This is a genomic window from Craterilacuibacter sp. (genome assembly GCF_051659485.1).
Lineage (GTDB): Bacteria > Pseudomonadota > Gammaproteobacteria > Burkholderiales > Chromobacteriaceae > Craterilacuibacter.
On record NZ_JBOFOO010000115.1, the window covers coordinates 1 to 10,687 of the forward strand.

The 10,687-nt window shown below is 60.7% G+C and carries 7 protein-coding genes; 2 read left to right on the forward strand and 5 right to left on the reverse strand.

Annotated elements, in window-relative coordinates; all coding sequences use genetic code 11:
• On the reverse strand, window positions 1–2,006 hold a 2,006-nt coding region (gene metG, locus ACRC1E_RS04040), incomplete at its 3' end, for a methionine--tRNA ligase (RefSeq protein WP_438513827.1).
• 103 nt (window positions 2,007–2,109) lie between these two features.
• Window positions 2,110–3,384: an MFS transporter gene (locus ACRC1E_RS04045; protein WP_438513828.1), complete on the reverse strand. Its 1,275-nt coding sequence runs from the start codon at window positions 3,382–3,384 to the stop codon at window positions 2,110–2,112.
• Window positions 3,385–3,712: 328 nt separating this feature from the next.
• Here ACRC1E_RS04045 and apbC point away from each other — a divergent pair, with 328 nt between their 5' ends.
• Together apbC and murI are read left to right on the forward strand one after the other, a co-directional pair.
• Window positions 3,713–4,807 (forward strand): iron-sulfur cluster carrier protein ApbC, encoded by a 1,095-nt coding sequence (gene apbC, locus ACRC1E_RS04050; RefSeq protein ID WP_438513833.1) that lies wholly within the window; start codon window positions 3,713–3,715, stop codon window positions 4,805–4,807.
• A 69-nt stretch (window positions 4,808–4,876) separates the two neighbouring features.
• On the forward strand, window positions 4,877–5,659 hold the full coding sequence (gene murI / locus ACRC1E_RS04055) for a glutamate racemase (protein WP_438513829.1): 783 nt from the start codon (window positions 4,877–4,879) through the stop codon (window positions 5,657–5,659).
• Here murI and ACRC1E_RS04060 read toward each other — a convergent pair.
• The 3 genes from ACRC1E_RS04060 to ACRC1E_RS04070 form a co-directional block, all read right to left on the reverse strand.
• Window positions 5,609–7,945, reverse strand: a complete 2,337-nt coding sequence (locus tag ACRC1E_RS04060; protein ID WP_438513830.1) for an EAL domain-containing protein — start codon at window positions 7,943–7,945, stop codon at window positions 5,609–5,611. The genes murI and ACRC1E_RS04060 overlap by 51 nt on opposite strands.
• An 11-nt stretch (window positions 7,946–7,956) precedes the next feature.
• Window positions 7,957–9,495 carry a diguanylate cyclase gene (locus tag ACRC1E_RS04065; protein ID WP_438513831.1) on the reverse strand — a complete coding sequence of 513 codons (1,539 nt, stop codon included), beginning with the start codon at window positions 9,493–9,495 and terminating at the stop codon, window positions 7,957–7,959.
• Window positions 9,492–10,687: VCBS domain-containing protein (locus ACRC1E_RS04070; protein WP_438513832.1), on the reverse strand; the 1,196-nt coding region annotated here is incomplete at its 5' end. The genes ACRC1E_RS04070 and ACRC1E_RS04065, both read right to left, overlap by 4 nt.

Sequence of the window (10,687 nt, forward strand, 5' to 3'; positions counted from 1 at the left end):
CCTTGGCCATCTTCCACGCCCGAGCCACAGACGATCATGCCGGCCGACACCCCAAAGCGCATCTTGCGTGGCGCCAGATTGGCAACCACCACCACATTGCGCCCGATCAGCTTTTCCGGCTCGCCATACGCCTTGCGGATGCCGGAGAAAATATTGCGCGTCTCAAAACCCAGATCGACAGTGAACTGCAACAGCTTGTCCGAGCCTTCGATAAACTTGCAGTCCAGCACCTTGCCGATACGCAGGTCGACCTTGGCAAAGTCATCGATGGTAATGGTATCGGCTAAAGGCTCGTACTGTGCCGCGACTGCGGCAGGTGCTTGTTGTTCCATACTTTGCTTGTTCGCTGCGATAAGGTTTTCGACCAGCACAGGATCGATGCGCTGCATCAGATGCTGGTAAGGATTGATCACATGCCCCAACAGCAGCGTTTCGCTATCGGACCATTGCAGTTTTTCCAGATTGAGGAAGGCTTCGACGCTCTCAGCCAGTTTGGGCAGCACCGGCTTGAGATAAATACTCAGCAGGCGGAAGGCATTGATCAGTACCGAACACACTTCCTGCAGACGGGCGTCCTGCCCCTCCTGACGCGCCAGCTCCCACGGCTTGTTGGCATCGACATAGCCGTTGACCAGATCGGCCAGCGCCATCACGTCGCGCAATGCTTTCGCGTACTCGCGCGCTTCGAAGGCGGCGGCGATATTCACCCCCTCGGCCTGCAAACGGCTCAGCAGATCAAGGTCGGATACACTATCGGCAAGCTTGCCGTTAAAGCGTTTGGCAATAAATCCGGCGGCACGGCTGGCAATATTGACAAACTTGCCCACCAAATCCGAATTCACCCGTGCGACAAAGTCGTCGAGCGAAAGGTCGATGTCCTCGATGCGGGCATTGAGTTTGGCGGCAATGTAGTAGCGCATCCACTCAGGGTTCAGCCCACAGTCCAGATAAGACTTGGCGGTGATGAAGGTACCGCGCGACTTGGACATCTTGTGCCCGTCGACGGTGAGAAAGCCGTGCGCGAACACGCCGGTCGGCGCGCGGTAGCCGGCGTATTTCAGCATCGCCGGCCAGAACAGCGCGTGGAAGTACAGGATATCCTTGCCGATGAAGTGATACAGCTCGGTACTGGAATCGGCCTTGAAGTATTCATCGAAATCGAGGCCTGTCCTGTCGCACAGATTCTTGAACGAGGCCATATAACCGATAGGCGCGTCCAGCCAGACATAGAAGTACTTGCCAGGTGCATCCGGAATCTCGAAACCGAAATACGGAGCGTCGCGCGAGATGTCCCAGTCCTGCAGGCCGCCTTCGATCCACTCGTTCATTTTATTCAAAGACTCGGCCTGCAGGTGCATCTGCTGCACGCCATCGGTGCGCAAAGTACTGCCTGCGGTCCACCCCTTCAGGAAATCGGCACACTCGCCCAGCTTGAAGAAATAGTGCTCGGAGCTGCGCAGTACCGGTGTTGCGCCGGAAACAGCCGAGAACGGGTTCTTCAGCTCGGTCGGGCTGTAGGTCGCGCCGCACACCTCGCAGTTGTCGCCATACTGATCCTTGGCAGCGCACTTCGGGCACTCGCCCTTCACAAAACGGTCGGGCAGAAACATCTGCTTTTCCGGATCGAACAGCTGCTCGATGGTGCGCGAGGCAATCTTGCCATCGGCACGCAGCGCCTTGTACACCGTCTCGGCAAAATGCTTGTTTTCCGGCGTATTGGTCGAGTAGTAATTGTCGTAACCGATATGAAAGCCGGTGAAGTCGGCCAGATGCTCGTCCTTCACCCGCGCGATCAGCGCCTCGGGGGTCACGCCCTGCTTTTCGGCCGCCAGCATGATGGGGGAGCCATGGGTGTCATCGGCGCACACATAATGGCATTCATGGCCGCGCATTTTCTGAAAACGGACCCAAACATCGGTCTGGATGTGTTCGACCATGTGGCCAAGGTGGATCGCGCCGTTAGCGTAGGGCAGCGCGCTCGTCACCAGTATCTTGCGTTTCGTCATCGGAAAGCCCCCGGGTTCAATTTCAAGCGGTCGATTATACAATAAAGGCAGGACAGGGACGGCGTCGCCCCTGTCCTGCCTTGTTTATCTGTCAATGTCAGATTTATAGGTTCTGGCTGGCCAACTCGGGCTGACCTGCAACCGGCGTGGCCGCAACTTCAGTTTCGGCACGTTCGGCCATGGCCAAAGCTACCATGCGGCTGGCCAGGCGCACAAACACCAGCGATGTCGCCAGCGCCATCAGCGCAAAGCCGGTCATGCCGCCTATCTTGTAAACCAGCGTAAACACCTCGATACCCAGCGCATAGCCCAGCATCGAAATCATGCTCATACTGGCCGATACCGTGCCCTTGCCTTCGGGGCAGGACATCAGCGCAAAACGATACAGCACACCGAAAGCCATGCCCTCGCCGAAGGCCATCAGGCTCATGCCGGCAACCATATAGTATTGCGGGCCATCCGCGAATACGACCCCGCCGAGCATCAGTGCAAGGCCGGCCACAATCGGCCACATCCCCAACTGCACCGAACGCCCCAGCGGCCAACGCTCGGCCACCGTTGCCAGAAACAGGTTACCGGCAATCAGGCCGCCAAACACCGGAATCTGCATCAGGCCATACTCGACCGTGGTCATACCCAGATCCTGCACCAGCAAAACCGGCGACAAGGCAATCCAGCCCATGAGCGGCAGTGCCAGAAGCGGAATGCACAAGGCAGACAAAACGAAACGGCGATTGCGGAACACCGCCAGATAGTCGTGACCAATCTGCGACAAGGGCAGCTTTTCATGGCTGGGCTTGACCGTCTCCGGCATGTGCATCAGCAGGCCGATCAGCGAAACGAAAGACAGTAGTGCGATCAGCAAGAAACTGGAACGCCATGGCGCCAGCTCCAGCAAGGCCGCACCGGCCAAGGGGCCCAATAGCGGCGCGATCAACGCCACATTGGCCATGAGCGCCATTACTTTAACTGCCGTTTTTTCCTTGAATGCTTCCTGCACTGCGGCATAGCCCACCGCATTGATAAAGCACAGACCTACGCCCTGCAGCACGCGCAGCACGATAAATGCCTCGATGCTGGTGACAAGATAAGTCGCAAGACAGGTCAGAGTAAAATAGACGACACCGGCCAACAGCACCGGGCGACGGCCAATACGGTCGGACAAGGGTCCAGTCAGCCATGGCAGCAATGCGCCACCGGCGAGAAAAGCCGTCATCGAAGTCGGCACCCAGGAAGAATCGACCATAAACTCGCGCGTCACCGCCAGCATGGCGGGCTGCACCATATCATTACAGATGTATACGGCAAATTCGAACAAGACCAGCGCCAATGGAAACAACAGCGCCGTGCGTCCGGAAAGAGTGTGTTTTGCGTGCATAGATAAAGAACAAAAACCTTTAGAATCAAACAGCAACGGCGCCACTAGGGCGCCGAAATGGGCGGATTCGGCATTAAGCCAAACGCAGAAAAGGGTGCAATTCTACTTCAGATTATACTGATATACCAGCGCGCAGCCGATTTTACTGCCCGCGCCCGCCAGCCATCAGCCCAGCCAGCCATCGCGGCTAATGTCCCACCGGCGTATCATCAGCGCGACAAGCGCCCTGCTTCGCGTAAAATACCGGGGTATATTCCGGACACTAGCCATGCTTTCCAAAATAAGCCGCTTTTTCAGCACCCGCGCCAGCGAGGAGACAAACAACACCATGACCGCGACTGAAACCCAGCTGCAAGACGTCATCGCCGGACTGATCGATGCCAATACCGGCAAGCCCTATGGCGCCGCCAAAGCCATACGCAAACTGACGGTTGGTGATGACAGCATCACCCTGAATGTCGTACTGCCCTACCCGGCACAGAGCCAGTTCGAGGCCATACGCGCGCAATTCACCGAGGCACTGCAGCCCTTAACAGAAGGACGGCATCTGGAGATCTCAGTCAGCAGCCAGATTGTCAGCCATGCCGCCCAGCGCGGCGTTCCGCTGCTGCCCGGCGTCAAGAACATCATCGTGATCGCCTCGGGCAAGGGTGGCGTAGGCAAATCGACCACCGCCGTCAATCTGGCATTGGCGCTATCGGCTGAAGGCGCGCGCGTCGGTCTCTTGGATGCGGATATTTACGGCCCGTCCCAACCGTTGATGATGGGGCTGGCCGAGCGGCATCCGGAAATGGCAGCCGATGGCAAAGGCCTCAAACCGGTCGAGAATTACGGCATCCAGACCATGTCCATCGGCTATCTGGTCGACACCGATCAAGCCATGGTATGGCGCGGCCCCATGGTCAGCCAGGCCTTGCAGCAACTCCTGAATGACACCCAGTGGGATAATCTCGACTATCTGGTGGTCGACATGCCGCCAGGCACCGGCGACATCCAGCTGACGCTGTCGCAGAAGGTGCCGGTGACCGGTGCCGTCATCGTCACCACGCCGCAGGACATCGCCTTGCTGGATGCACGCAAGGGTTACACCATGTTCCAGAAGGTCGGCGTACCGACACTGGGGCTGATCGAGAATATGGCTGTTCACATCTGCTCCAACTGCGGCCATAGCGAGCATATTTTCGGTGAAGGCGGTGCGGCCAAAATGGGAGCCGACTTTGATATCGAGCTCTTGGGCTCCCTGCCGCTGGACATCAGGATCCGCGCGGCCGTCGATGCCGGCATGCCAACACTGGTCTCTGATCCGGATGGTGCAATTGCCGCAAGCTATAAGGCCATCGCCCGCAAGGTTGCCATCAAGGTCGGTGAAAAAGCGCAGGACTTCTCCGGACGCTTCCCCAAGATCGTGATCCAGAACACTTAAGCCCGCGACGCCCAAGCACCCTAGCCTGCCGTGAGGCAGGCTATTTTTATCCCTTAATTTGGAATTCTCATGATAGGCATGTTCGACTCGGGTCTGGGCGGCCTGTCGGTCTGGCGCGAACTGGCGCGGCAGATGCCCGGCGAGTCGGTCATCTACCTCGCCGACCGCGACTGGTGCCCGTACGGGCCGCGCAGCCACGGTGAAATCGAAGCGCGCAGCATCCGCATCGCCCAGTGGCTGTTCGATCAGGGTGCCAGCAGTCTGGTGATCGCCTGCAATACTGCCACCAGCGCGGCGGCCGCCAGTTTGCGCGCGCGCTATCCGCACATCCCCATCATCGGCATGGAACCGGCTATCAAGCCGGCGGCACTGGCGTCCCTAAGCAGCCAGATTGCAGTACTGGCCACCCGCGCCACACTATCCGGCGACAAGCTGCAGCACCTCGCGCTGCGCTACCATGAGCAGACGCGGATGACCCTGCTGCCCGGAGACGGTTTTGTCGAACAGGTCGAAGCCGGCGATCTCGACAGCCCCGCAACACAAGACATCGTACGCCAAGCACTCGCGCCGCTCACCGGCAGCCGGGTTGACCAGATCGTGCTGGGCTGTACCCACTACCCTTTTCTTGCACCGCAGATCGCAGCCTGCTGGCCGGATGCGGCGCTGATCGATCCGGCCGGTGCCGTCTGCCGCCAGATACGGCGCTTGCTGCAGGCCCATGGCCTGAGTGCGCAGGCAGGCAACCGGCCACACTACCGCTTTGTCAGCACTGCAGCCGCGACCGACATGGAGCGCTTCCTGTCACGCGTGCTCGGACTTGATGCCATCGTCGAGAGCGTCGCACTGCCCTGAATGCCGGCCCGACACCGACAGCCACGGCAGCATCTCGCTGCCCTGCATCGGGCGGGCAAACAGGTAACCCTGCATCCAGCGGTAACCGATAGCGTCCAGCGCCCGGCGCTCGGCCTCGGTTTCGACGCCTTCGGCAATCAGCCCCAGACCAAGGCCGCTCGCGAAATCATGCACGGCACGTGCCAGCACGGCATCGCCCTGCCCCAGCGCGAGCACGAAGGAGCGGTCCAGTTTGAGGACGTCGAATGGCAGCTCACGCAGCCGCGCCAGCGACGAGTAGCCGGTGCCGAAATCATCCAGATGCAGGCCGATGCCGGCGGCAACCAGTTCGGCAATGATGCTATCCACCAGCTCCGGGTATTGCAGCATGCAGCTTTCGGTCAGCTCCACCGCCAGCGCCTCGGCCGGCAGGCCATGTTTTTGCAACTGGGCAAGAAGATTGCGCGCCAGTGCGGCATCGGCAAACTGCAGGGCCGACAGGTTGACCTGCAAGACCAGATGCGGGCACTGTTCTCGAAACTGCGCAAACCACACCATACCCTTGTCCAGCAACTGATTGAACAACGGCCCGATCAGGCCCAGCACCTCCGCCTGCGGCACAAATTCGGCGGGCGATACCATCCGCCCCTCATGCGACCAGCGCGCCAGCATCTCCAGCGACACCACCTGACCGGTCATCGAATCGACCACCGGCTGGAAATAAGGCTCCAGCACATCCTCGGCCAGTGCCTGACGCAAGGCCTGCTCACTTTGCAGCCGCTGCTCGACATCCACACTCATCGACGGGGCATACACACAGAACTGTGCCTTGCCCGCCGTTTTGGCCATGGTCAAGGCCAGATCGGCATGACGCATCAGATCCAGTGCCGACAGCTCACCCTGCCGGTAAGCGATGCCGGCCGATGCCGAAATCTTGATCTCATGTCCGGCGAAACGGAATACCTGATGCAGCAAGCCCATCAAGCGCCGCGGCAGGACCTCGCCCTCGTCCCGGCTGGCAACAGACAACAGCAGCGCAAACTCGTCACCTGCCACACGGAACAACTCGTCCCCCTCGCGCAGGCTCTGACGCATGCGCTCGGCCACCAGCCGCAGCAAGGCATCCCCGTTACCATGCCCCAGACTATCATTCACCAGTTTGAAGCCATCCAGATCAACCAGTAACAAAGCCAGGCCCTGTTCGTTGCGGCAACGTCCTATCCTGCCGTTAGCCGCCAGTTCCAGACCATAACGGTTACCCAGGCCAGTCAGCGGATCGGTGACCATCTGCTGCTGCAGCGCACCCTGAGCCGCAGCGAGTCGTGCCACCATCTGGTTGAACGACTGCGCCAGCCGGTCGATTTCGCTCCCCCCTTCGACCGGCCACTGCACCGTCTGCCCCAGTTCGTAGCGATGAGCAAGCTCGGCAAACAGCTCAACCCGGTTGAGCACCTGCCGGCGCAAGAAGCGCCGCATCCACAGGGCAGCTAGCCCGAACAGCAACAACAGAATGCAGGCAAACAGCAGCAGATTGCGCAACTGCTCGCCATGATCAAATTTTTTATCCAGCTGGAGAGCCAATACCGTACTGCCAGGCAAAGGCACGATGGTCTGCCGTGCATGATGAAGCGCTGACGACGGGCTGGCACGCCCGTCCAAAACAGGCGTTACCTTGCCCCCCACCAACTGTCCCAACCACTGCAGATAGGCCGAATCCAGAAGCCTGACCATCACCATCAGGCCATTGCATGGCGCACGTTCATCCGAGCGGGTGATGCACGCCACGCCGAGCAAGGCCATCTGTCCGCCGACTTGCGCAACCCGCACCTGTGGCTCGCCCTGAACCGGCAGCTTTTTCCACTCCGGCAAACCGGCCAGGGTCGCCTGCCAGGCCTGAGAACTGAGTCCCGCCGGCTGGCCATACTGCAGCAATGGCTCGCGCGGCGCGCGCAAAATGGCCACCAGCGCCACCCCGGTCGACAGGAACGAACCGGTAAAATTGATCTGCCCATAACGCGGGTGCGGCTGATTGACAAAATAATAGCTGTCATCCCAGCCTGCATAATCGCGCAAAGTACCCTGCAATGCCTGCCTGTCCCGCTCCAGCACCAAGCCCAGTTTATCGGCATCAGCCTGCAGCAGGCGCTGCTCGGACTCAAGCGCGGCCTTGCCCGTAAACAAAACGACAGGCAATAGCAGCAGCAGCGCCACCAGCGTCATCTGCAGGGAAAAATGGCGCAACAACACCCACTGCAAGCTTCCTTCGCGCGGTGCCGCAGACGGCTGAAAATCATTCTGCCTGTTCATGCCTCTACCCCTCACAATGACACACCTGTCTCGGCACGCACCTGCCAGGCCGTCACCCGGTTGCGGCCTCCTTCCTTGGAGCGGTACAGCGCCTGATCGGCCTGATCAATCAGCGCCTCGCCGCCCGCCACGGAGGCATCCAGTACCGCCACACCAAAACTCATGGTAATGCGCAAGCCCGCGACCGTGCGTATGCCCGGCCCGGCCTGTTCTTCCACCGCGCGGCGCAGCCGCTCGCCGATCAGCATCGCCTGCGCCAGATCCTGCCCAGGCAGTACGATGCAGAACTCCTCGCCACCATAGCGGCACAACAGATCCGCCTCGCGCAAACCAGATGCGATCGCCTTGACCACGCTCTTGATCACCAGATCGCCCACCGCATGGCCATGCGTATCATTAAAACGCTTGAAATGGTCGATATCGCACATGATGCAAACCAGCGGCTCGTTCTGCTGGCGATGCCGGGCAAACAGAGGTTCGAACTGTTCGAAAAATGCCCGCCTATTCAGGCAGCCGGTCATCGGGTCGCGAGTCGCCAAGCGGAACAGTTCGGCATTCTTGCTCTCGATCTCGGCCTTGCTTGCCTCCAGTACCGACAGGGTCTGGCGCAACGCATGGTTGCTCTCATGTAGCGCCGTCACATCGGAAAGACTGATCAGACAGCCACGCACCTTGCCACTGCCATCCTGAATCGGCGAACAGTTGACGATCACCCGCCGCGCCTCCCGCAAATGAGGCTGGGCAATCACCAGTTCGTCCCCGCCAATGGGCTGCCGGGTCTGCATGGCCAGTAGCCATGGCCAGTGCGCCGATGCGGGGGGCAGGCCTGCCAGCAGCCAGCCCTGCTTGGCCAGCAACTGCCCGGTCAAGCCTGCATCCGCCTGCGGGTGCAGGCTGCGCAAGGCCTGATTGGCCAGTACAATGCGTCCGCTGTGATCAATGATCAACACGGCCTCGCGCAAGGTATCAAAAGCCGAACGCACCCGCTCCGGCACCACTGCCGCCGGATCCAGGTAATGCAGGGAGCGGCGCAAAAACAGATAAAACACCATGCCCAGCAACAGGCAGAACAGCACCGCGCCCTGTAGCGGACGATACGACAGCCAGCCGGCCAGCGTTTCCGGCAACACCGGATGAAAGACCAGCTCCACCGCCCCCCACTGGCTCCCTTTCCGATACAGCGGCACGCTGACCCGGGTCAGCGTCGAACGATTACCCGGCAAGGGCTGCCAGAGCTGCCGGTGATTGCCCGCCTGCGCGACAAGATGGCCATCGGACTGACGTATCGCCAGCGAACGGATATCACCATCGCGCCGCTTCACCTCCGTCAGCGCCTCCCGCAATAGCGCAAGGTCGCCCGACTGCAACAAGGTCGCCACCTGAATCGCCAGACTCTCGGCGGTACGCTCGCGCACCTGCTGTGCAAACTGCTGCCGATCAGGCATCACACCGAGAAAAAAATCAACCAGCCACATCACCGACATGGCCAGCAGCAGCATATTCAAGGCCATGCGGCCAATCGGCCCCGGACGCCATCGCACCATACTCATATCCCACCCTCCCGCGCAGCCGCAGTCCACATGCCGGAAACGGCCTGCTCATCCTCCAGCGCCTCACGACCATCCTGCCCTGTCCAGACGTCATCCGGTGACTGCCCACCCAATACCGGCAGCGGGTCAAAGCCGCGCCAAGCGGGTGCCGTCGCCAATATGCCGGCCAGCAAGCCCCCGATGCGCACAGCCCACCACACAAAACCGACCGACAGCACCGCCCCGACCGGCATCAGCACATCAACCACCACCGGCCCCTCCTCCACTGCGGTAGCCACCTCAACGCCAGCCTGAGCACCGCCTGCCCTGGCCTCCAGCATCAGGCGCAGATCATCCAGCGCCGATGCCAGATCCGCCTCCGTCACCGCCCCCTGCAACAACAGGCCATTTTGCTCCAGGCCTGCCAGAGTCAGCCGGATAGGGGCAATGGACGCAGCGTGAACCCCTTCGCTGCGCCACACCGGCCTGCCGGCATCCGTTTTCACGATGTCAGCCACATCCCCAGCCGGCGCCGAATCACCGGTATCGCCATTGCGTGCAGCGTCATGAATCTCATCCTGCGGCTTGCCGCCCCCGGAGCCAGTGGGGATCTCTCCGGTAGCGGCATCCTTACCCGGAGCGGTTTCGGACAAGCCGGGTAGCGACACATCAGGAAGTGAGCCACCACCTCCCGGCACCTCCGACTCCCCTCCACCAGAGCCGCTGTCATCATCCAGGCCGTCAATCCTGATCGTTACGGTGGTGCGACTGCCATCATTCAGCGTCAGTACAATGACATCGCGATAGATCTGCCCTCCCAGCAAGGTATCCGCCCGACCATCCAGCGTGTAGCTCCAACTGCCATCGGCAGAGAGCATGAGGCGGCCATACTCGCCCTGCACCGTTTCACCCACAAAGGCCAGACCCGGATTGTCGGCGTCGGTCGCAGTCAGCGTGCCGCTGGTGCTCGGCTGGGTCTTCTCGACCACGCTGCCGCTGCCGCTGGTAATCACCGGGAGGTCGTCGCTGCCGGTGATGTCGATCGCCACCGTGGTCGTGCTGCCGTCGTTAAGCGTGACGGTGAAGCTGTCGCTGACCGACTGCCCTTGCGTGAGCGCATTGGCGCGCGCATCGAGCGTGTAGGTCCACTTCCCGTCGACGCCCAGCACCAAGCTGCCGTAGCGGCCGGCAATCGTCCCGGCATTGAAGGCCA